22 protein-coding genes are annotated in these 22,911 nt (G+C 50.2%); 18 read left to right on the top strand and 4 right to left on the bottom strand.

The genetic code is table 11. The annotated features are described in order from the left end of the window. Nucleotide 1: 1 nt before the first annotated feature. Entirely contained in the window at nucleotides 2-1,483 is a 1,482-nt protein-coding gene (locus SPIRS_RS19675; RefSeq protein ID WP_013256448.1) for a hypothetical protein, read from the top strand. A gap of 8 nt (nucleotides 1,484-1,491) precedes the next feature. On the opposite strand, the gene SPIRS_RS19670 is transcribed toward SPIRS_RS19675, so the two are convergent. Further along, on the bottom strand, nucleotides 1,492-2,301 hold the full coding sequence (locus tag SPIRS_RS19670; RefSeq protein ID WP_013256447.1) for a glycerophosphodiester phosphodiesterase: 810 nt from the start codon (nucleotides 2,299-2,301) through the stop codon (nucleotides 1,492-1,494). Beyond that, nucleotides 2,298-2,795, bottom strand: coding sequence for a hypothetical protein (locus tag SPIRS_RS19665; protein WP_245537631.1), 498 nt, complete (start codon nucleotides 2,793-2,795; stop codon nucleotides 2,298-2,300). Before SPIRS_RS19665 ends, SPIRS_RS19670 begins: the two co-directional genes overlap by 4 nt. Nucleotides 2,796-2,821: 26 nt before the next feature. On the opposite strand from SPIRS_RS19665, the gene typA reads away from it, so the two are divergent. The 5 genes from typA (at nucleotide 2,822) to SPIRS_RS19640 (ending at nucleotide 8,495) form a co-directional block, all read left to right on the top strand. Next, nucleotides 2,822-4,654, top strand: coding sequence for a translational GTPase TypA (gene typA, locus SPIRS_RS19660; protein WP_013256445.1), 1,833 nt, complete (start codon nucleotides 2,822-2,824; stop codon nucleotides 4,652-4,654). Nucleotides 4,655-4,658: 4 nt separating this feature from the next. Further along, on the top strand, nucleotides 4,659-5,690 hold the full coding sequence (locus tag SPIRS_RS19655; protein ID WP_013256444.1) for a M48 family metallopeptidase: 1,032 nt from the start codon (nucleotides 4,659-4,661) through the stop codon (nucleotides 5,688-5,690). A 243-nt stretch (nucleotides 5,691-5,933) separates the two neighbouring features. Next, nucleotides 5,934-7,499, top strand: coding sequence for an InlB B-repeat-containing protein (locus tag SPIRS_RS19650; RefSeq protein ID WP_013256443.1), 1,566 nt, complete (start codon nucleotides 5,934-5,936; stop codon nucleotides 7,497-7,499). 116 nt (nucleotides 7,500-7,615) lie between these two features. Then, nucleotides 7,616-7,885, top strand: a complete 270-nt coding sequence (locus SPIRS_RS19645; protein ID WP_148224105.1) for a hypothetical protein — start codon at nucleotides 7,616-7,618, stop codon at nucleotides 7,883-7,885. A 37-nt stretch (nucleotides 7,886-7,922) separates the two neighbouring features. Beyond that, the gene (locus SPIRS_RS19640; RefSeq protein WP_013256441.1) at nucleotides 7,923-8,495 is read left to right on the top strand and encodes a hypothetical protein; all 573 of its coding nucleotides are present in this window, start codon (nucleotides 7,923-7,925) and stop codon (nucleotides 8,493-8,495) included. Nucleotides 8,496-8,554: 59 nt separating this feature from the next. Here SPIRS_RS19640 and SPIRS_RS19635 read toward each other — a convergent pair whose 3' ends face one another. Together SPIRS_RS19635 and SPIRS_RS19630 are read right to left on the bottom strand one after the other, a co-directional pair. Next, nucleotides 8,555-8,932: a response regulator gene (locus SPIRS_RS19635; protein ID WP_013256440.1), complete on the bottom strand. Its 378-nt coding sequence runs from the start codon at nucleotides 8,930-8,932 to the stop codon at nucleotides 8,555-8,557. Then, complete coding sequence (locus SPIRS_RS19630; RefSeq protein WP_013256439.1) at nucleotides 8,929-9,954, bottom strand: sensor histidine kinase; 1,026 nt, start codon at nucleotides 9,952-9,954, stop codon at nucleotides 8,929-8,931. Before SPIRS_RS19630 ends, SPIRS_RS19635 begins: the two co-directional genes overlap by 4 nt. 113 nt (nucleotides 9,955-10,067) lie before the next feature. On the opposite strand from SPIRS_RS19630, the gene SPIRS_RS19625 reads away from it, so the two are divergent. The 12 genes from SPIRS_RS19625 to SPIRS_RS19570 all read left to right on the top strand — a co-directional run bounded on the left by SPIRS_RS19625 (nucleotide 10,068) and on the right by SPIRS_RS19570 (nucleotide 22,862). Then, the gene (locus SPIRS_RS19625) at nucleotides 10,068-10,457 is read left to right on the top strand and encodes a GntR family transcriptional regulator (protein ID WP_041866145.1); all 390 of its coding nucleotides are present in this window, start codon (nucleotides 10,068-10,070) and stop codon (nucleotides 10,455-10,457) included. Beyond that, nucleotides 10,454-11,560 carry an SPFH domain-containing protein gene (locus SPIRS_RS19620; protein ID WP_013256437.1) on the top strand — a complete coding sequence of 369 codons (1,107 nt, stop codon included), beginning with the start codon at nucleotides 10,454-10,456 and terminating at the stop codon, nucleotides 11,558-11,560. Before SPIRS_RS19625 ends, SPIRS_RS19620 begins: the two co-directional genes overlap by 4 nt. Further along, nucleotides 11,547-12,230, top strand: coding sequence for an ABC transporter ATP-binding protein (locus SPIRS_RS19615; protein WP_013256436.1), 684 nt, complete (start codon nucleotides 11,547-11,549; stop codon nucleotides 12,228-12,230). The genes SPIRS_RS19620 and SPIRS_RS19615 overlap by 14 nt, the downstream gene beginning before the upstream one ends. Continuing rightward, on the top strand, nucleotides 12,227-13,921 hold the full coding sequence (locus tag SPIRS_RS19610; RefSeq protein ID WP_013256435.1) for an ABC transporter permease: 1,695 nt from the start codon (nucleotides 12,227-12,229) through the stop codon (nucleotides 13,919-13,921). Before SPIRS_RS19615 ends, SPIRS_RS19610 begins: the two co-directional genes overlap by 4 nt. An 11-nt stretch (nucleotides 13,922-13,932) precedes the next feature. After that, nucleotides 13,933-15,219, top strand: a complete 1,287-nt coding sequence (locus SPIRS_RS19605) for an ABC transporter permease (protein WP_013256434.1) — start codon at nucleotides 13,933-13,935, stop codon at nucleotides 15,217-15,219. Nucleotides 15,220-15,266: 47 nt separating this feature from the next. Then, nucleotides 15,267-16,049 (top strand): outer membrane lipoprotein-sorting protein, encoded by a 783-nt coding sequence (locus SPIRS_RS19600; RefSeq protein WP_041866144.1) that lies wholly within the window; start codon nucleotides 15,267-15,269, stop codon nucleotides 16,047-16,049. Then, nucleotides 16,046-17,284, top strand: a complete 1,239-nt coding sequence (locus tag SPIRS_RS19595) for a hypothetical protein (RefSeq protein WP_013256432.1) — start codon at nucleotides 16,046-16,048, stop codon at nucleotides 17,282-17,284. Before SPIRS_RS19600 ends, SPIRS_RS19595 begins: the two co-directional genes overlap by 4 nt. A 121-nt stretch (nucleotides 17,285-17,405) precedes the next feature. Next, entirely contained in the window at nucleotides 17,406-18,455 is a 1,050-nt protein-coding gene (locus SPIRS_RS19590) for a translation initiation factor eIF-2B alpha/beta/delta subunit family protein (RefSeq protein ID WP_013256431.1), read from the top strand. 121 nt (nucleotides 18,456-18,576) lie between these two features. After that, nucleotides 18,577-20,289 (top strand): ABC transporter ATP-binding protein, encoded by a 1,713-nt coding sequence (locus SPIRS_RS19585; protein WP_013256430.1) that lies wholly within the window; start codon nucleotides 18,577-18,579, stop codon nucleotides 20,287-20,289. A gap of 1 nt (nucleotide 20,290) precedes the next feature. Continuing rightward, nucleotides 20,291-21,094, top strand: a complete 804-nt coding sequence (locus SPIRS_RS19580) for an energy-coupling factor transporter transmembrane component T family protein (protein WP_013256429.1) — start codon at nucleotides 20,291-20,293, stop codon at nucleotides 21,092-21,094. A 53-nt stretch (nucleotides 21,095-21,147) separates the two neighbouring features. Further along, nucleotides 21,148-21,972, top strand: coding sequence for a QueT transporter family protein (locus SPIRS_RS19575; RefSeq protein ID WP_013256428.1), 825 nt, complete (start codon nucleotides 21,148-21,150; stop codon nucleotides 21,970-21,972). Nucleotides 21,973-22,031: 59 nt separating this feature from the next. Then, nucleotides 22,032-22,862, top strand: a complete 831-nt coding sequence (locus tag SPIRS_RS19570; protein ID WP_013256427.1) for a MurR/RpiR family transcriptional regulator — start codon at nucleotides 22,032-22,034, stop codon at nucleotides 22,860-22,862. Nucleotides 22,863-22,911: the final 49 nt, after the last annotated feature.

The following is a 22,911-nucleotide window of genomic DNA, read 5'->3' as shown; positions in this document are numbered from 1 at the left end:
GATGAGAAAGATGCGCAAAACGAGTTTTATCCTTTCAGGATTCATTATTCTCTCATTTCTCTTTGGCTGTGCTTCTTCGGGCTCCGATAGATCGGGAAGCGATCGTCCGTCATGGGTGATGACGCCTCCTGCGGATACTTCCGACGAGGTATTTTTCGTCGGTTCCGGTTCGAATCCGGACGGTGATGAGGCTGCGGCCCGGCAGGCTGCTACCAGCGATCTTGTTGCGTCGATTACCCGTTTCCTCGGTGTAAAGGTGAGCGCCGATACTACTGTTGAAGCGAAGGATACCCTTGATTCGTTTACCACGAGCCTCGAGCAGACGATCAAGGAGAGCAGCAAGGCCCAGATCGGTGATTTTCGCATTCGGGATACCTACAGCGAGAAGCAGGGTGGGATTGCAAATGTCTATATTCTTGCGGCCTATGACAAGGAATCCCTCTTACAGGAGCAGGCCCGGATTCAGGCGGTCTTCGCAGAACAGCGTGAGGCTATCTCCGGCCCCGAAGCCGAGGGCGATTCACTTGCCTCTTCCGGTTCCTGGTATCGGGCTGCTGTCAAATATCTTGAGGCTGCACTGGCTGCCTCAAGTTCCGAGGTGGATAATGCTGCCATCAAGTACGAGCGAAACATGAATAAAGCGCGGAGGGCGGTTCAGGCGATTACCATTGTTCGTTTGAACGACAACCTTTCGGCTGATATGAACAAACCCTTTGGGGAGGGGTTTCGTGCCAAGGTTTCTTCGGAGGCAGGGGCTCTTTCAGATGTTCCTGTGAAGGTGACCTATAAAACCCTGGGGCGAAATAACCGGACTCAGATACAAGTCGAGACGGTAAAGAGCGGATCCGACGGTGAAGTGGAATTCCTTCCTCCTCCTCCCGATTTTGTCGGAAAAGAGACTCTTTCCATGGGTATCGATCTTTCGGATGCACTTGAGAGTTTAGAGGATGTACCGGATGCCCTCTATCCCCAACTTGAGGCCCTCGAACAGCTGATCGGGACAAAAGGGGTAAGCTTTTCCTATACCGTGGAGAGCCGGGCGAAGGAGGTCGCTACGGCGGTCATGATCGTCGATGTTGATAACGGCGGGAATGCCACCGGGCGGACGGAGACGGCTTCGGGGCTCTTGGAGGCCCTCAGCAGCCAGGGCTTTAAGGTCGGAACCGTTACCCCCTTTTCGAACCTTCAGGGTTCCAGCGATGCGGCCGTTATCAGAAATGCCGCAACTAGCTTCGGGAATCAGTACGGAAGAATCATCTTCGGTACCGTCGGAATTAGCGATTTTCGAGAGGGAGACGGCCGTTTTACGGTAAAGGTCTCCGGAGACATCAAGGTTGCCGACCTTTCGAGTGGAGATATCCTTTACTCGTCCGGAACAAAATTCAAGACGGCACTCGGTAACAATGCCCAGAGTGCGATGAGTGCCGCTTTTAAGCAGTTCGGTAAGATGATCGGCGACTCCATGGCCAACAGTCTGCCGTGATTTTCCTTTTAGAAAACCCTCTCGACCCCGAAGTCCTTTAACTGAATTTCGGGGTCGTTTGTTATGAGGCCGTCCACACCCCTATGTAGAAGCATTTTTCCGCTGGCGGGATCGTCGACGGTCCATGGAATTACGGCACGACCTTCAACCCTTCGGTACCATGCCGTGGCAAAAGAGCTCGCCTGATGAAAATCCGGTTTGAGAATTGGGGTCGAGGCAATGACTTTACCGAAACCTCGGCGGAGAATTCCGGGAACCGCCTTGTCGTTGCTGTAGATAATTGCGGTGGGAATCGACTTGCTTCGTTTTCTTGCTGCGATGAGGGGAAATGGATTAAAAGAGGAAAGTATGCACCGCATCTCCAGTCCTGATTTCTCGATAACGTCGACGACGGCCGAGGCAAGCCCACTATCTCCCCGTGTTTCATCCTTTAATTCGATGTCGTAATAGAAACGATCGGAAAAGGTTTCGAACAGCTCTTGCAACGTTATTATAAGCTCACCTGTAAACTCGGGAGAAAACCAACTTCCGATGTCGGCACGCCTGAGATCGTCCAGTCTGCAGGCTTCTACAACTGCCTCGATGCCTGCGGTTCGTTTGAGGTTGTGATCGTGTATAACGACGATCTCTCCGTCCTTTGTGAGGTGGACATCCAGTTCGATACCAGGTATGTGAAGATCGGCGCAGAGCCTGAATGCGGACATGGTGTTTTCCGGTGCTCTTGATGAATAGCCGCGATGGCCGAATAGAAAGGGGCGTAGTGCTTGCTGATTAATAAAGTGTTCTTCGGAAAACTGTGCTAAGGCGTATGGTTTCATTTGTTCTCCTCCATACTTCGCTTCAACTCTTCTAAAGCGGCCTCTGCGTCGGCATTACGCTGGAGCTCGGCAAAGGCCTCACTTTCCGAGCCGATATTTCCGGCGAGGGCGTCGAGCCTTCTGACAAGGGCCTCGGCATCGGTGGAGAGAAGCCTTTCAGGTGCATTATTTTTCCATAACGTTTTTGCTTCTTCCACATCACGGGAAAGAAGACGCGCCTCTACCTCGAGCTTCTGGATTTCCGCTTCAAGTTCACTGACCCTTTTCTTTGCAGCCTCGGCAAGCTCTTCTTTTTCCGAATTTTCGGCAAGATCGACCCTTGAGAGCCATGTTTTCAATTCGCTTTTCTTGCCTGAAATGCTCTTTTCCAATCGCTTCGCTTCTGTGGCGATGCGAAGGGCGTATTCCCTATCCGCATTCATAGATAAATGATACCACGGGAAATAAAACAGGTCGAGACCGACGGCTATGGCCTCTCGGCAGCTTGTATACACGCCCCGCTTCGGGGTATCGTCTTTTTATGCAAAGCATACAGCAAAATGATACCATACGGAATATTGCAATTATTGCCCATGTCGATCATGGGAAAACCACGTTAGTAGATGCTATGTTTCAACGAAGCGGAGTTTTTCGGGCCGGTCAGGAGGTTGAAGAGCGTGTCATGGATCGGCTCGACCTGGAGCGGGAGCGAGGGATTACCATTGAGGCGAAAAACTGTTCCATCGAATGGAAAGACCTTCGTATCAATATTATCGATACGCCGGGGCATGCCGATTTCGGCGGTGAAGTGGAGCGGGCCCTGTCGATGGTCGATGGGGCCGTTCTTTTGGTCGATGCCGCGGAGGGGCCTCTGCCTCAAACACGGTTCGTCCTTTCAAAGGCACTGAAGGCGGGGCTCTCGCTTATCGTTGTCATCAATAAGATCGATCGTCAGGATGCACGTCCTTTGGAGGTATTGGATGAGGTGTACGACCTGCTGATCGATCTTGATGCGGGAGATCATCAGCTCGAATTCCCGATTCTCTATGCTGTTGGAAGAGACGGTGTGATAAAAAGAAGTCCCGATGGGGAGGATGAAAAGCTCGATCTTCTTCTTGATACCATTGTTGATCATATTCCCTCGCCGTCGGTTGATATGGTGGGACCCTTTCGTATGTTGGTTTCCGATCTAGGCTATGATGACTATCTTGGACGTCTTGCCGTAGGAAAGGTATACGGCGGATCTGTCCAGGCCAATGAGGCTCTTGCCTGTATCGGCCCGGACGGAAAGGCCAAGCCCCTTCGGGTAACACGCCTGCAGTCCTACAGGGGCTTGGTCCTGTCCGATGTGACCGAAGCAAAGGCCGGAGAGATCATCGTACTTGCGGGGATCGAGGATGTTCATATCGGTGACACCGTCTGTTCCAAGGATAACCCTCTACCCTTGAAACGGATCACCGTGGATGAACCGACGGTTTCCATGCGGTTTTCCGTAAACAACGGGCCCTTTTCCGGTAAGGAGGGAAAGATCGTTCAGGGAACGAAAATCTTTGAACGTTTGGAAAAGGAAACCCTCACAAATGTCTCTATGCGGGTGAGTCGGGGAGATGATCGCGATAGTTTTATTGTTCAGGGGCGAGGCGAGTTTCAGATGGTTATTCTCATTGAAACCATGCGTCGCGAAGGCTTTGAATTTTGTGTGGGGCGTCCCCATGTTATTTTTCATCAGGAAAATGGGAAAAAGATGGAACCGATAGAGCATCTTTTTATCGATTGTGCGGATCCTTTCACCGGTGTTGTGACCGAAAAGCTTTCAAGGCGAAAGGGGCGTATGCTCAATATCACCAGCCATGAGAATGGTCGCGTCAGGATCGAATTCTCGGTTCCCAGCCGGGCACTCATCGGATATCGTGATGAATTCCTTACGGACACAAAGGGAACGGGGATCCTCAATAGCTATCTCTCGGGGTACGAGGAGTACCGGGGGGATTTTACCGGCCGATTTACCGGCTCGCTTGTTGCCGATCGTGAAGGTACATCGGTCCCTTATGCACTATTCAACCTTGAAGCTCGTGGAACGCTCTTCGTTGTTCCGAAGGATCCTGTTTATGAAGGGATGATTGTCGGTGAGCATAATCGTGAAAACGATCTGAATGTTAATCCTACCAAAACCAAGAAACTTTCAAATATGCGCGCCTCGGGAAAGGACGATGCTGTCATTCTGACACCGGTTCTTCCCATGACCCTCGAACGGGCGGTTCAGTTTATCCGTGAGGATGAGCTTATCGAGGTGACGCCGAAATCAATTCGTCTGCGAAAAAAAGAGCTTTCTGCGGCTCGTCGCAAGATCGAAGATAAAAGGGGGCAGTCTTAAGCCTATGACACCGCAAAAGCGTTGCTATTTTCCCGAGATAAGCTCTCGTTCCTGGCAGCATCCGGCCGATACTGCCGCCTTGGAGGCTCTGAAAAAGATCCCCGGTTTAAGCCAGGTAATCAAAGCGGTCCTTTCCATCACCTCGGACCGCTCTCTTCGGCTTTTTTTTCTCGGGTCAGCCGTTCGTGTCACCGAGCGGCAATTCCCCCGCATACATGCATTGGCAAAGGAAGCTTGTTCTGTCCTGGACTATGATGAAAAACTTGATATATTCGTTACCTATAATCCCGCGATGAATGCCGGGGCGGTCGGTGTTGAGCGCCCCTTTGTTACCCTCAACAGTGCCCTTGTTTCCTCTCTGGATGATGAAGAGCTTCTGGCCGTAATCGGTCACGAGCTGGGACACTGTATGAGTGGTCATATCCTCTACAAAACCTTGCTGTGGGTCTTGGTGAATGTCAGTTTCAAGGCCCTCCGCTTTCCCGGGCTCGATCTTCTCATTATTCCTGTTATGGCAGGTTTGCGTGAGTGGGATCGTAAAAGTGAATTAAGCGCGGATCGTGCCGGTTTATTGGTTTGCCAGGATCAGGATGTCTCCTTCAGGCTGCTCATGAAGCTGGCCGGCGGGAACGACATTGGTCAGATGGATATAAACGAATTCTTCTCTCAAGCCGCGGAATATGACGCCGGAGAGTCCGTTATCGACTCCCTTCATAAATTTCTGAACACTTGGGACATGTCTCATCCCCTCCCTGTTATACGCATCCCGGAGCTCAAGCGTTGGGTCGACGATGGCAGCTTTGGGCGGATCTACGGTGGAGATTACCTGAAACGTGGGGGTGAGGCAGAGGAGAAAAATCGGGAGTATTTCAAGGAAGCTCGCCAGCAATATGAATCTGACTTTGAGGAGACTCGGGACCCTGCTGCAGGCCTTGCAAAGCATCTCGGTAAGGCCTTAGGGGATTTGGGAAAAGAGGGAGAAAAAATTGTCCGGGATATCTTTGATCAGTTCGATCAAAAGGGAAGGCATGAGTGAGATAATCACCATTATTCGGGACATTTTTTCCGAATACTATCCAATATTGTCCGACATGGCCTTCGACAAATCAGACAAACTATAATAAAATCATCTGGAAAACAAGATGTGGCTTTAAATTAGTAGTAGTCGAATTTTCCATGAAATAATCGTAGAGCTATAATCTGTTTATCAAAAAAAGCAAGGATTACAAAACATGAAAAAGAAATTGGTTCTTTTCTCTATGTAGCTGTTGCTGCTATCATGCTTGGTTGTCCAAACCCTTCATCTTCTTCGGACGGAACGTATTATACGATTACGTTCGAAAGTAATGGCGGCACTGTTGTTGCCGATCAGAAAGTAAGAGAGGGAAACACCATCATTCGTCCGACCAATCCGACGAAGGCTGACGTCGCCTTTGGCGGCTGGTATGCGGATTCCGAACTCGATACTGTCTGGGATTTCTCAAACGGCATACCGACAGGGGCCATGACCCTCTATGCAAAATGGGTGGAGGCTAGGACCTTTCACTGCATCGATCTTAGGAATGAAAATTGGTATGAAGTGGAAAGCGGGCTGCTTGCCACAGGTACGTACTGCCTGATCTATGCGGAAACCAGTGCATCCGTGCTCGAAACTACCGCAGTCGCCGTTGCTTCCGAATATGACAAGAAGATTCACCATCAGATTATCGATGCATTCGGCGAACCGGAAGATGTTGATGATAACGGGAAAACCATCATTCTCCTGCTGGATATCCTGGATGGGTACGATGGATCAGGGGGCTATGTTGCCGGTTTCTTTCAGGCATCGCATATGCTCGCGGTAGAGAGTGATGAACACTCAAACGAAGCGGATATGCTGTTTATGGACGTCGATCCTCTGGAAGCGGGTTCTGAGGATTTCTACAAAACCCTTGCCCATGAATTTCAGCACCTGATTAATTTCTCTCAGACCTACCTGGTCGACGGGAAAGAGCAGGATATTTGGATCAATGAAGGCCTTTCTTCAGCTGCCGAGTACGTCTATAGGGGAAAGGTCGATCAGGACCAAATTGATTGGTATAATGCAGACCCTTACGGGACCATTGCCCAGGGAAACAACTTTTTTGTATGGAATGGCTATTGGGAAAATGAGGAACCGAATACCGTTCTGGATGACTATGCAACCGTTAACCTCTTTTTTCAGTGGCTAAGGATCCACGCCACGAACGGAACGGGCATATATAAAGAAATACTCGCATCCGATGATCGTGACTTCCAGGCGGTAACATCTGCCGCGGCGGGGTGGATAGATAGTTCATACGGGGACTGGACTGCACTTCTTGGAAGCTGGCACCTTGCCAATATCCTCTGTGAGTCAAGCGGAGATTACGGATACAAAGGGAAAATCAACGTTGCCATGGACGGCTTTACCTCTGCTAATAATGCAAAAGCCTGGCTCTCTCCCGGCGAAGGGATCCTTTCCCTGATGCCGGCAAGTGGTCGCAATACCCCTCCTTCCGGAAGCGGAAGCCATATTGTATATATGGGGATCGATATCGATCCCACTGTTATTGATAAAATAAGCCCCTACAGCGGAATAGCCTCGTTTGTCTTCAACGGTAACAGCAATATTTCAGGTGCAGATGAGACCGGATATGTTGCAAATATCAGTACTAAAGCCACTAGCAACATACTTCGATCGGTAGAGGTCAAGAATCCCCTGCCGAACTCCTGGCGGATGGATGTTCAGACACAGCTTGACGGAAACCTGACGGAGTTCAGTAGAAAGCTTATCAATGGACGTTCGGCTTTTTCATCAATCGATAAGAAGGGCTTGAGAAAATGAGGCGGTTTTGGCAACGAGTAACAGTTTTGATAATTGTATCTCTCTGTACTGCGGTTTCGGCCGCAGCACTGGGGGATGCGGAAACATCACAAACGGAGGAGCGGTCCCTGCCGCCTATGAATTGGAAAAATGTACAGACGGGAATGGAAATTCGCGTCACCGGAAAAGTCCGCTTAGTTGGCAATGTTCCTTTTTCTGAATTAGTTATAACCGACAACGAAGGTAATGACTGGTATATCAATCAGGATTCTCGCCCTGCCTTATCAGGGCATGAGCAAGAAATTGTCACAGTACGAGCCGTCGTGCATAGGGAGAAAATTGTTTTGGCAAATGGGAAACGGCTGAATGATCGAAGGGTCCTGGATGATGTGGAGATAGTTCAATAGCTTTGTTCCCTGTTTCATAAATAAAGAGGAGAAGTAAATGAAGAAATCAGTAACTCTTGCGTTGATTTTGGGTGTGCTTGTCATTTTGGTAGGCTGCGCTACGTTGCCTAATCCCGAAAGTAGTAACGACTCTTTGGTTGTCGGGAGCTTTGCTCTTGATTTTCCTGACGGCTTTTTCAATCGTGGCCCTAAGACAATTTCTCACGGCCTTATATTATCTTTTGTAAACCAAACCGATAATTCTCGTTTTACCGTAAGAACGATAAACGGGATGTTTCATCTTGTGGTCCCAGGAGAGACCCTTATAGCGTTGGAATCGGTTAAAGCCGAGATAAAAGACCGGGAGCACACCTTTACGATAGTGGAACCGGAAATAGAGGTCCCATTTCAGGTGCAGCCGGGGTGTATCAGTTATTTGGGTGATTTTAAGCTCGTGTATAATCAGCCTGAGATAGCGACGCATGAAAGGCACTCGACTTTCTGGAACTTTGAAGTCCATTTCGAAAGGAACCATTCAAAAGGGGAAACTGCCACTCGTGAATATATAAAAACGGTTGATGCTTCTTCGCCTTGGCTGCAGCGCCCATTCTCGGAGATCGCCATTCAATAGACCGTGCGATTTTCCTTTTGGGGGGCAAGGAGCCTTTCGAGCGATAGACTCTTTGCTCCTTATTGGCGATAGATGACGGACTTGATATGGCCTATCAGCTGATTGATGTTTACCGGTTTTGTCATACAGGCTACAGGGGATAACTCATGTGCTTTTTCGATGAAAGATTCATTTGTATAGCCGGTGATAAAAATAATCGGGAGATTTTTGTGTATTTTCCTTAGGCGTCGCATCGCTTCTACACCGTCGATTTCTCCTGCCAATCTTCCATCCATAAGGACCAAATCGGGGTTTCGGTTTTCTGCAAAGCGAACAACATCCTCCCCGGATGCAAAGATTTTGCTGATCGGATAACCGGCATTTCGAAGCTTCATTGTAAGGTTCATGGCTATCATGGCTTCGTCTTCGACCAAAAGAATCATGTTTTCACTGTTCATCGTAGATCCTCCAATGTCGGATGGATGATACGCTTGAAGCGAATCGAGCATCTGAGCCCTCTCTCACCACGCTTATCGAATGCTATCGTTCCTCCCAGCTGATGTTCGATAATGAGGAAGATTGTCTGCATCCCGAGGGTCGATTGCGACCGAACATCATAGTTGTGCGGAAGGCCGATACCGTCGTCGGAGTACATGAGTTCGATTTCGTTCTCGGCCTCTAAAAATGAGAGAGAAATTGCTATAGTTCCCTTTTCCCCTTTCGGAAAGGCATGCTTCAGTGAGTTCGTAAATAACTCGTTTAGTACGAGCCCACACGGAATTGCCAGGTCAATAGGCACGGCGATGTGGACGAGATCGAAACTCATTACGATTGTGTTTTCGCCGTTTTGGTAGCTTTTCAATAAGAGCCGTGCGAGTTTTTGGATATAGCCATCAAGATCAATACTGGAAAGGTTTTTTGATTCGTAAAGCATTTGGTGCACGAGCGACATTGATGTGATTTTATTTTCTATCTCCTGTGATAACCGCATGAGATTTTCATCCTCGGAATAGGATGCGCTGAGGGAGATCATCGAACTGATGATGTTCATGTTGTTCTTTGTTCGGTGATACAACTCCCGTATAAGTGTCTCTCGTTCGAGAAGTGCCTGGCGGATACTCTCTTCCGTCCTGACTCTTTTGGTGATATCACGACCATATAGATTCGCATATCCCGATTCGACGATGGGGGCAATGGAGAAGGCGTAGACCCGTGTTTTATGGGGAACATCAATCTCCATGCTCCGCGCCTCTCTGAGTGACGATAGTGCCGCTTCTCGTAAAAGTAGCGGAGCTGGCTGATCGAATTCAAGTTTCCATTCGTCGAGCAAGATTCTGCTTGCATTGTTTGCATAAATAAGCATACCTGATGAATCGATTCTCAGGACGGGATTGGGATTCTCTGATGGAAAGCGCGACAAATCCTCAGTTGAAAGCCGACTAAGAGGATCGATACTATCGCCCTGGTCTGAATGTTTCATCTATTTGGTAATGTAGTGTAGGCCAACACATTTGTCAAAAAAGAAGAAATTTGGGTGGATAATATTGACTTATTGTATTAGTACAATTAATATTGTATTATATGAATAGTACAATGAAAGCGCGAGGAGTTGTTATATCACTTGATCCTGCTCGGGGAGTCCCCTTTTATCGCCAGATCATCCAGCAGATCGAGCATGCGATTCTTGGGCAAAGGCTTCTCCCCGGAGATAGACTACCGACCATCAGGGCCCTGGCGATAGACCTCAAGATAAATCCGAACACCATTGCAAGAGCCTATGGAGAGCTGGAAATACGGGGAATCGTTACAACCCAGGTGGGAAACGGTACCTTTGTTTCGGATCAGCCTCCTTCGGAGGTGGACGACGAGCGGAATCTCAGAATCAGCGAAACCCTCGCCCGCTTTCTTCGAGACATGCGCGATCTCGGTGTCGAACGTTCTGAAGTCATCGATCTTGTTAAGAATTTCAAGGAGGAAGCATGAACCTGTTCCATAAGCATAGCAAAATGAAAACGCCGATCAAGAATACAAAGGTTCCCGAACGGCAAAGAGATTTTTCATTGAATGTAGTTGGTCTTGGCCTCTTAGCGGTTTTCTTTGGTGTCGGTATGGCTATCAGGTTGGGGACAGGGGCTGCTCCTTCCCTCATAGAGTATGTTGTTCTGTGCACGACTCCAATACTGGCCATGGTGATCATGGCCCTTTTCCCTCGATGGACGTCGGCTGTGAAGCTTCTGATTATTTTCATTGCCATTCTGCTTGCATGGAGGATCAGTGGAGCTCCATACGCCATAGTTTTTGCAGCGGCCGGGGCCTTGCTTGCCCCCTCTGTACAGAAGATGGCGGAATGGGAACGTGCCATCATTCTTCGTTTCGGGAAATTTCACCGGGTGAAAGGGCCCGGGCTTTTCCTTTTAATGCCCTTTGCCGAACGGGTTGCAAAGGTGGTGGATCTAAGGATTAGGGTAACTGATTTTACCGCAGAAACGACGCTGACCCTAGATTCGGTGACTGTGACGGTAGATGCCATCTGTTTTTGGCTGGTGTGGGATTCCGAAAAAGCGGTCTGCGAAGTTCAGGATTACGAAGATGCCGTCATCCTATCTTCGAAAACGGCCCTCAGAAGTGCTGTCAGTAAAAATACCTTGTCGACCTTTCTTGAGCGTGGTGATGTGATAGAGGAGCATATTAGGGAGGAGGTTGACAAAAAAACCACCGAATGGGGGATTACCGTTCAGCATATCGAAATAACGGATGTGCAGATTCCTGAAAAGTTACAGGACTCCCTGAGCCATCAGGCTCAGATGGAGAGGGAAAAGAAGGGGCGGGTACTCCTTGCTGAGGCTGAGATCGAGATCGCCCGGAAACTTGAAGAAGCCGCCGAAATTTACGATGCTCATGATACCGCTTTGCTGCTCAAGAGCTTTTCCGTCCTGAATGAGGGACTAAAGGCCGGCAATTCTATGATGCTGGTACCCAATTCGATTGCCGAAGAATTGAAATCAAAAGATGTCTTTGGCCTGCAGGCGTTGAACGAAATCAGACGCAACGCTGCAGAGAAGGAGGATACGAATGGGCGTAGTTGACACCATTGCGCTCTATAAAGATTACGAACTGAACGATTTGAAGATACATGCCCTCCGAGGTGTAAGCCTAAGCTTTGAGGCTGGGGCCTTTGCCGCTGTTGCAGGCCCTTCCGGAAGCGGTAAGTCCACCTTCCTGCACCTCGTCGGTTGTCTCGACACCCCCACGGCCGGCTCTCTTTCCGTCGATGAACGTGAGGTTGCCTCACTCTCCCGTAACCAATCGGCACTCTTGCGACGGCAAAAAATCGGGTTCATCTTCCAGGCCTATAATCTGATACCGGTTCTTTCCGCTCTTGAGAATGTTTCTCTTCCGTTGGTACTGCTTGGAATAGAAAAGAAGGAGGCCCGGCAGCAGTCGCTTCGGGCTTTGGAAGAGGTCGGTCTGGGAGGTATGGAACATCGTCGGCCTAAGGAGATGTCCGGCGGTCAGCAGCAACGGGTGGCGATTGCCCGTGCGCTGGTGAAAAAGCCGTCTCTTATCCTCGCTGATGAACCCACCGCTAATCTCGATTCGACCACAGGCAGGGCTATCCTCGATCTTATGCTTGCGTTGAATGAGAAAGAAGGAACGACTTTTATCTTTTCCACACACGATCCCATGGTAATGGAGTTTGCCCGTCGTTTGATAATGCTTCGTGACGGGATGGTTGAATCGGAGAGTCGACGATGAGGTTTTCCATCTCGGGAACCGTTGCCTCGATGGCATTACGGAATCTTGCACGGCATCGGGTCAAAACGGTTATTACCGCCCTTGCCGTGGCAGTAAGTGTCGCACTCTATATTTTCATGGATGGATGGCTGCTTGGGATGAACCTCGATTCACGTCGGAATATCGTCTCCTATGAGATGGGGGCGGCAAAGATCCAGACCAAGACCTATTTCGACAAGAAAGATGAACTTCCCATGTACGAAAGTTTTACCGGCTGGCAAAGCATAGCCTCGGCCCTGGAGCGCTCGGGCTATGACGCGGCCCCCCGTTTCGTATTCTCAGGTACCCTCTACTCCCGTACCGGTTCCGCTCCCATCCTCTTTAACGCCATGGATCCCAAACGAGAAGACAGGCTTTTGCGCTACACCGATTTTGTAGATGCCGGCCGTTTCCCTCGCTCCGGAAGCTTCGAAATTGCTCTCGGGACAATGGCTGCGGAAAAATTACATGTAGGTATTCCTCGGCGCCCTTCGAAGAATATTTGGGAGGATGAGGTGCTTGCTGCCGCCCGGGATGAAGAAGAGCGGATCTTTGTTCAGGGGCTCTATACCGAACGCTTTGAGTCCGGAGAGGCTCGTATGGCCCTTCGCGACGATGTAACACAAGAGGAGATCAATCACCTATGGGATATCCTGTATGCTTCGGGGCGGATGGATGTACGGATATCGACGGTTATCGACATGATTGCCGCTCCCGAAAAAATTCGTGAGGAGCGTTTTGAGGAGGATTTGCTGCCGTCCCTTACGGCTGAGGACCGTCAGTTGATACAATCGGCCTATACACGGGATCCCTTCGTTGGTGATTATCTTCTTTCCACGGACGATAGCGATCTTCTTGACCGGGTCCTAAAGGCGATGACTGCAGCCGACTATTCCGGTGCCATCCGCCATGTAAATCAGCTCATTGATGCGGTGGTCGTCGGCATTATCAATTCACCGAATCCGAAGACAAACGGAAATATAGCATATATCCCCCTCGATGCCCTTCAGGGAACAGGCGGACTCATGTTGGACGGCGCCGTGACCGAGCTCTTAATCCGGGCCTCGAATGCAAGGGATTTCGTTCTTCCTGGAAGCTTTGAGAGTCCAGATACGATTACGTCAGCCCTTGCAGCCTCGCTTGCCGAAGAGGGGAAACGGTTTCCTTCCGAGCTTGTCGTCAAGGGGTGGGAAGATTATTCCGCCGATTATTTTGCGGCTTCCGCCGGAGACCATGTCTCTACCCGCATCATGGCGCTTTTTCTCTTTCTTCTCTCGTTTATCGGCATTGCAAATACCATGCTGATGGCGGTGCTTGAACGGACAAAAGAGATTGGTATGATGCGGGCCCTCGGGATGACCGACGGTCAGCTCCTTTTCTCTTATGTGTTGGAGGCTGGCCTTGTCGGCCTTATCGGCGCCTCGGTGGGTGTGCTCTTGGGCTGCCTGATCAATATTCCCATGGTACATACCGGTATCGATTTTTCTTCCCTTGCAAAGCAGATGGGTGGTGATTTTGGATATCGTATTACCTCGCAGTTTCGGTCGGCATGGAACCCCAAGGTGATTGTGGGTACCGCTTTTATAGCAACGCTTCTTTCCGCCCTTATGGCCTTGCCTCCCACCTTCAGGGCTCTGCGGATGCCCGTCACCGAAAGCCTTCGTTTTGAGTGAGGAAGTAGATAATGGTTAAGGTCATGGATAAACAGCGGCGGGGGCAGGGTGATCTTCTCACCCTATCGACCATAGCGTATCGTAATATTTGGCGAAACGGTAGAAGGACAATCCTTTGTATTATCGCCGTCGCCGTTGCCGTCTTTTTTAATATTTTCATGCAGGCCTGGATTTCCGGGATGATAGAGGGGATAGAGGAGGCTGTAAGGACCTATGAAACAGGCCATGTCAATGTAGTTAGCAACCTGTTTGAAGAGGAACGGGAATACTATCCGGTTCAGTATCCCATTGTCGACGGGAAGAGTGCCACCGAACTCTCTGCCGAGATCGAGGCTCTTCCCGGTGTAAAGGCAGCCTTGCCGAGAATTACCACGTATGCCTCGCTTTTCGACAGTACGGTAAAACACGCCTTGCTTTGGGGTGTTGATATACAGCGGGAGCGTGCGGTAAATGTTTTTAATTTGACCGATCGTGACGATGGTTTGATTGAAGGCCGTTTTCCCAAGGCCGGGAGTAACGAATGCGCCGTGGGGTTTGAATTTGCACGGAAGGCCGGGGTGAAGATCGGGGACCCCATACCTTTGAAAACAGTGTCTGCACAGTTTTCCGATAAATACTGGCGACCTGTGATAACAGGAATATTTACCTTCGATTATCGAAAATTCGACGAAGATGTTATTCTCGTCCCCATTGATCGCCTCCAACGCATCCTGGTTCTGGGGGAGGCTACCCAACAGATGTTCATCTATGCCGAAAATGCCGATGACGCTCCCCGTTTACGGGATGAAGTTGCGAAGATTCTAGGGCCGGGGCAAACGGTCCGCGAGTGGGGGGATAACTACTGGGTTGCTTATATGCGGCAAACCTCTTTTCTGTATGTCATTGTCTTTCTTGTTTTTCAAATTGTCGCCAGTTTTCTGATTATCAACACCGTTCTGATGGTCATTCATGAGCGTATTAAGGAAATCGGTATGATGGGGGCCTTGGGGATGACTCGCAGGGAGATCGTTACCGTCTTCTTTCTGGAAGCGGTCTTTCTGAGCGTTTTGGGATCGGCCGTCGGCATGTTCTTCGGCGGGGTAGCGACATGGATAGGCTCTCTATTTCCTCTGGACATGGATACCTTTACCGGAGGCGGCATGAAGGAATTTCCCGTCTCAGGTACCATTTTTATCACCTTCTCCCCGAAAATTCTCATGGAAGGGTTTGTCTTCGGGATCCTTGTCTCTTCCCTTTGTACATTGATTCCTTCGTTGAAAAGTGCCTTCATTGAACCGGTAGAGGCCCTTCGGCGATGAGTCCTTATCAGAATGCCCGAGCAAAATCATGGGCAAAGGAGTGTACGGTGCAAAAGTATAATAGCTACGGAAGATTCAAGATTGTGCCGGTGGTGCTGCTATGTGCTGCAGTCTCTTCTTTTTTCTTCTTATCCCCTGAGGTGGTGGAGGGCGAACCTACCGCCGCCGAGCTATTGGCACAAGTGGACGATAACGAGGTCTACGATACCATTACCTATACCGGCGAGATGATCATCGAATACCAGGGACGCCGCTATGAAAAACGCTTTGAGGCTGTGGCAAAGGAAAATTCGGACAGCTTCATCGAATTTGTCAATCAGGAAGATCTCGGCACGAAGTACCTTAAACGAAGCGGACGCCTCTATGTCTATTCTCCCGACAGCGAACAGGTTATGCTGATTTCCGGTCACCTGTTGAAGGAGTCGATGATGGGCTCTGATCTTTCCTATGAGGATACCATCGAAAATAATAAGATGTCCGACCGTTACGATCCGACCCTCATCGGGAGTGATACCATCGACGGACATCCCGCCTGGGTGCTCGACTTAGCTGCCAAGAAAGCGAGTGAGAGTTATCCTCGGCGAAAGTTTTGGGTCGACAAAGAAAACGGTGATCTTCTTCATGCCGAATTTTACGCCTTGTCGGGTGCGAAGCTGAAGGAGTATTCCCTAATCCGCGCGGATGTCATTCATGACCGTCGATTCCCCGTTGAGTTTGAGATGCGGGATTTGCTGCGTAAGAATAGTCGAACCCTTTTCATTATGCACGATGTGGTCCTGGATGCTCCGGTGAACGATTCGGTTTTCAGCATGCGGAATCTTGAAAGATGAAACGGCGGCAAGGTTCTTTAGGGGCCATGGCTTGCCGTCGGGCCCGCCTGTTGGGGCATGGTCTTATTATCGCCACGCTTTTCATGGTCGTTGCTATGCCGATTTTTGCAGAACCTGTATTCTCCGGTATTCTAACTACAACCCTTGATACGGTAGCCGGAGCAGGGGAGGCCTCTGATTTCAGCTATGGCACAGAGCAGTACGCCAATGTGCGCATGCGCTCTTCTTTAGGCGACCGGGCGGTTGTGCAAGCTGCGGTAAACCTTATCGCAGCAACGGGAAGCGGGGCCGAGACGCTGCTCTATTCGAACGACCGGGCGGAGAGCTCGACAGATGATGAAAACTATGTGGCAAAGTTGGAGTTAGAACGGCTCTACGCACAGATTCGGGGAGAGGTAACCGATATCGAGTTGGGGCTTATGCGGATTGCCTTTGGCTACGGTCAGGCCTTTCGTCCGACAGATTTTCTCAATCCTCCAAATCCTCTCTTGCCTGATGCAAGGCCAAGGGGTTCCCTTGGCGGAACCCTTGCTTTTTATCCATCTGACCTTACGAAGATCCTGTTCTTCTCCGCCGGCGGCGTTGATCCCCTGGAAACAGCTGGAGATGGGCTCCTTTTCGGTGCCTCCGGGGAAAACCACTGGTCTAACGTCAGTGTTCAGCTGCTCTACGCATTTCAGGCCCCGGATGAGGAGTATTGGATGGGATTCCATCGGGGCGGCGTGTCTCTAAAGCTCGATACGGCTGTGGGAATCGTTCTCGATGCCCTCTATGGTTTTGATCCCGCTGATCCGGAGGGATGGACCGGGCTTGAGGCTGCCCTGGGCGTGGATGCCTCTCTTTTTGACGGTGATCTCTACGCTGTTGTTCAGTACCTCTTTCATGGTCCCGGATATCTAGGACACTCGCAATCTATACGTGAGTTGGATGCGGCGGAACTCAACTCGGAGGAGCTTTCCGACTACAGCAGGAGGAACTACCTCTACGCTCAGGGAATCTATAGTCTTGATGACTATACACGTGTCAATTTTTCCTTTCTCTTTACTCCCGACGATTTTTCTTGTTCACCAGCGATGGGTTTTGAATATGAGCCTTTTCAGGGGTGCACCCTGGCGATGACCGGACGCCTTTCCCTGGATGGTGAGTTCCTTTCTTCAGGAGAGCGGGGTGAGCTCGGGCCTATATTTACCGGAACGTACGGCTCTGTTCATACCACGTTTACCCTTCGCTTTTAGGGACCGGCCATCTGTGAACACGAACGATGTATTTCCATTGACAATTGCGGTATGAAGTGTACAATACAAAATTGTAATAAAAATGTTGTGATACAACATTTTGCAACATATGGGAAGGTTTATGCGACATCTAAGCGATTATATGCCGTTTATTCTCAAGAAGGAGAACATCGCCCGGATCGAAGGGGATGAAGTTCTCATTGGAAACAGAAGCCTTTATCCCTTTGAAAAAAGTTTTTTCCGCTGCCGGGAAACGGAGGATGTTGCTTGGGCCATCGAAAAGATGGTTACCCAAGGAGGCGGCCCGGTTCGAGCGGCGATGCAGGCAATGTTGCTGCTTGCAAAGCGGATGGATGAGGGGCGCTTGCCCCGTGACCCTGCACGTTTTGCCCAGGCAAAAGAGCGTCTTGAAAAGACACGCCCGACCAATACGACCATGGCCAGGGTCCTTGAGCTGATGGTATCGGCGATTCAGGAGAGTCTTGGGAAGGGGGCCTGCTGCGGCGAAAGAGCCGGGGCGTTTATTGCAACCTATGAGTCCCGCTATGAGGAGCGGGCCTTTGCCATGGCGGATATCGGTTCCTCCCTCATCGACGACGGCGATGGGGTGTTGACCATGTGTTTCGCCGAGACTTCTTTTATCCTTACCATTGCTCTTGCCATGGAGCAGGGAAAACGTATAAAGGTGTACACCCCTGAAACCCGTCCCTATCTTCAGGGTGCACGATTGACTGCTCCCTGCCTCGAAGAGATAGGGGCCGATGTAACCCTCATTACCGATAACATGCCCGCTTACCTCATGAGCCAGGGCAAAATTCAGAAATACATGACCGCCGTGGACATTGCCGTGAGCGACGGCTGGGTCGCCAATAAAATCGGAACCTACCAAAATGCCATAAGCGCCGCATTCCATGGGATTCCGTATTTTCCCTTCTCAGGAGACCCGGACATGAGAAAGGTGGGACGGGATTCCATCATCATTGAGCGACGCGATCCCGAGGAAGTAAAACACCTTCGGGGCCTTGCAACTACTACCGATACGATGAAGGCCTATTATCCCGCCTTTGACATCGTGCCTCCCCACCTGATTGCCGGGATCATTACTCCCAAGGGGCTTATCTCTCCCTACCTACTGAAGCGTGTGTACGGGGAAGGGGAGAGCGCTCTGTGACGGGAGCGAGCATCGGCACAACCGAGACTATTCTGGCAGGGGAGAAGGGCTTCACTATGCGGCCATGGTGTATGCAATAAATTGGTGTGCCGGTATCGAAAAGGTTATAAAGGAGGTCCCCATGGAAGATGGGGTAAAGGCTGTCGATATTCAGGGCTTGCATTTCAGCTACCGGGGGAATCCCGAGGTTGAGGCTGTGGACGGCATCGATTTGAGTATCGAACGGGGAGAGTTTGTTGTTGTTATGGGACCAAGCGGGGCCGGTAAGTCGACCCTGGCAAATAGTTTGAACGGTCTTATCCCCGGTTTTCTGAAAGGAACGTACAAAGGGCAGGTCTTAGTGAATGGAAAGCCGGTAAAGGGAAATAGCGTCAGCTCTATGGCACGTACAGTCGGATTGGTTTTTCAGGATTTCGAGGCCCAGCTTTTTTCCACAAACGTCAATCTCGAGATAGCCTTCGGACCGGAAAACTTTGCGGTTGAGCGGACCGAGATCATAAAGAGAATCGAGAAGGTCTTACATACCGTTAACCTTCAAGGTTTTGAGGAGCGACAACCATCAACCCTCTCAGGAGGACAGAAACAACGCTTGGCGATCGGCTCGGTCCTCGCCACCTTTCCTGACATCATCTGCATGGACGAACCGACCACTGATCTTGATCCCGTGGGTAAACTGGGAATTTTCCAGATAGCACGGGAGCTTCATGCAAGCAGTGATTTTACCCTTATCATCATAGAACACGAGACCGAAGAGGCGCTGAATGCAGACCGCCTTGTCCTCATGAAGGATGGGAAGATCCTTAAAGAGGGAAAGCCGGATCAGCTACTTCGCGATGTGGCTTTTACCGATGATATCGGCATCATGAGCCTTCAGATCCCGAAGTTTTTTCATGAACTTCTCCATATCGAAGGGGAGCGGCTTCCCATCACCCCTGAGGAAGGGAAGGCTTTTTTTAACGAGCGGGGACTGCGGATTGAAGATCGAGCCTATCAAGCCCTCTTGGCCGGTGAGAAGGAGCGCCGGGATACCTATGGTGATCCCGTGGTCAGGGTCGAGGGGCTCTCTCATGTCTATCCCAACGGAAACAAGGCTGTCAGTGACGTCGACCTTGAGATTCGCGAGGGAGAGTTCGTTGCCTTGCTTGGCCACAACGGCAGCGGCAAGACCACCCTGGTAAAACATCTAAACGGACTTTTGCTTCCCTCCGAAGGAGAGGTCGCCGTTTACGGAAAGAACACCAAAGAGCACTCCATCTTTGAGATCGGTAAGGAGATCGGTTATGTATTTCAGAATCCCGATCACCAGATTTTTTCGGACACGGTCTACGACGAGGTCGCTTTCAGTCCAAAGATCCGCGGCTGCGGAGAGGAGGAGGTGCGTCGTCGGGTGGGCGAGGCCTTGGAATCGGTGGAGTTGACCGGCTACGAAGAGGCCGATCCCTTTTCTTTAAGCAAGGGAGAGCGTCAACGGGTTGCCGTCGCCTCGGTCCTTTCGGCCAGGCCGAAGAGCATCATCCTTGATGAGCCGACGACCGGACTTGATTTCAAAGAGCAGCGCCGGATGATGGAACTGATCAGAAAGCTTAACGAGGCCGGTCATACCATAATCATGATTACCCACACCATGTGGGTGGTCGCCGAATACGCTCACAGGGTGGCGGTGATCAAGGATGGAAGGCTTTTGATGGATGGCCCGACGAGGGAGGTCTTTGCCAGGGAAGGAGAGCTTACCGCATCATATCTCAAGACACCTCACATCGTTTCCCTCTCCAATCTGTTGGGCAAGACATTGCTCTCCATCAATGAAATGAAGCTGTGTACAGGGGGGATGTAAGATGGATATGTTTTTATATATGGATCTGAAGACAGGTATCCATCGTCTTGATCCGAGAACAAAATTGCTCTTGATGTTCCTCACCTTTACCGTCGGCGTCATATCAAAAAACATCATTATCTTGAGTGCGACACTCCTTCTCGTTTTGCTCCACGGAGCAGCAGCTAAAATTCTTTCCAATTTGAAGCGAATCAAGGTGGTCCTGCTGATGATAAGCCTCTTTTCCCTTGTCATCTGGGCCATCGCCGGAAAAGGGGGAGGAGAGCGTTTCCTCATCTTTTCTCTCAATGGTCTCTTTTACGGATGTATGACCGCCATTCGCACAAACCTCATGATCCTTGCCGGTATGGTGTTCCTCAGCACGACTAAAATTGAGGAAATCTCGGAGGGCTTGGTAAAGATTCACCTGCCGTATCGCGGGGCCTTTGCCTTTTCGACCGCCATCAGGCTGGTCCCGATGATTGTGGCGACCAGTTATACAATCATTCAGGCGCAGAAGTCCCGGGGATTAGATCTTGACTCCGGAAATATCCTGGAAAAGATTCGAAAATACGCTCCCTTGATGATTCCTACCCTGGTTTCGGTGATCAGGGGAACAAACGTTTTTTCCATGGCCCTTGAGTCAAAGGGGTTCGGTTATTCCGAAAAACGGACCAACTATCTTGATTTGAAAATGACGTGGAAGGATCTCCTCGCCTCTTGCATCGGTATTGTCGTTGTGGCGGTTGTTGCCTATATTCGTTTTGATGCTGCGGCGTTTCATTCCCTGGTTTCCACCTTCCCTTGGGCCGATTATTCTCTGTAGGTGTATCATGTGCCTCCTTGGAGGTACCTAATACATAATAAAAGGAGTTGCTTATGAGAGATGTGTTTGCCATGTGGAAAAACACCAAAATGGTTGTTCTTGTGGCACTGAGTGCCGGCCTGTATGCGGCCCTACTGATTCCGTTTAAGGGCTTTGTACTTATCCCCGGTATAACCGAGGTCAGACCTGGAAGCGCACTTCCCGTAGTTCTTGGCCTGCTTTTCGGTCCTGCCGGTGCCTGGGGATCTGCCATCGGAAACCTTATCGGAGACTTTTTCGGTTCTCTTGGAATCGGCAGTATCTCCGGCTTTGTGGGGAACTTCATGTTTGCTTATGTTCCCTATAAGCTGTGGATTAATCTTGGTCTTGCTCCCTCCGGCGAGTATACCCCGGATCTGAAATCCGGAAGAAAGGTTGTTACGTATGTGGTCGTTGCCATTCTTGGCGCTGCAGCCTGTGCGCTTCCCATCGCCTGGTTTCTTGATGTCCTCGGTATGGTCCCGTTTGCGGCCCTCGGAAGTATCATTACCCTGAACAACAGCATCCCTTCGATCGTCCTTGGCATTCCCATCCTCTTGATCCTCTATCCCCGGATCGTGAAGTGGGACCTCCTCTGGACGGATCTCATGGACGAAGAGGATATTCCCGTTGCCGGAAAGCTTTCCAGGATCGGTGCCGTTATCATGGTTATCAGCATCCTTGTAGGGCTCATAGGCGGCTTTCTTGCAGCCTTTGGCGTAGGGCAAGAGCTACTCTATGGCGGTTTCGGTGCAGGAGGTGATGTGGGATCAGCCGGTGTTGTTCTCATAGGAGGTATCGGTACCGCCGGGTTGATTATTTCCTCCTTCCTGCAGAACTATCCCAAAAAAGAATCGTAATTAGTAATCATCGGACCGGTGCCGTTAGATGGTATCGGTCCGTATATATGGAGAAATACGTGTCATCTTCCCCCTTAAAAAAAGATTTTTTTACACGGCTGAAAACCGCCTATGCCACGCTTTCCGTTTCTGAAAAGAAGGTAGGAAAATTCATTCTTTCCTATCCCTCTCGTGTGGTGGAGATGTCCCTTGCCGAGGTTGCCAGGGAGAGCAGCGTCAGTGATGCGACGGCCATGCGTTTTAGCCGTAGTATTGGTTACCGGGGATGGCTCGAGTTGAAGATTGCTCTCATCAGATCGCTTCCCGAAAGCGTCGGAGATGAGGCTATCGAAGAGAGCCCTTTTCGGGCGATTATCAGGAAAAGTAAAGAGGCTCTGGATGAAACCGCCATGGCTTTTGATGAGGATAGCTTTGAACGAGGTATGGATCTACTCCAGAATGCCGGAAAAGTCTTGATAACCGGTTCCGGAACCTCAGGGCCCATAGCTCATGAACTTTATAATAGGTTGTTTCGTCTCGGCATCAACTGCACGGTGGCAAGTGATGTGATGTTGCAGATCATGCATGCGGCACTTCTGAGCGAAAAGGATCTTCTTTTCGTGATATCCCAGTCAGGGGCTTCCGATATGGTCATGAGAGCCGTAGAGGTTGCAAAACGTTCCTCTGTCCCTGTGATGACCATCACGGGTAATGCTTTGACCGAACTTGCCAAGGCCTCCGATGTTCTCCTGCTGTCGGTCTGCCACGAGCAAAACCCCGAAACGGTCGCCTCCCGGATCGCTCAGCATGCCATTGTGCAGGCTATCTATCTCTCCCTCTCGAGGCGACTGGGAGAGCGCGGCCGTCGGCTTGAAGATGGCATCTGGGACGCATTTTTCCCGGAAGCATAGTAGCATCTTCAAATTTTTCTCATATAATAGCCGTTATAGGAGAGAAATT

Origin of the sequence: Sediminispirochaeta smaragdinae DSM 11293, assembly GCF_000143985.1 — a bacterium.
Classification (GTDB): domain Bacteria; phylum Spirochaetota; class Spirochaetia; order DSM-16054; family Sediminispirochaetaceae; genus Sediminispirochaeta; species Sediminispirochaeta smaragdinae.
This window is presented reverse-complemented; position numbering and strand designations above follow the sequence as displayed.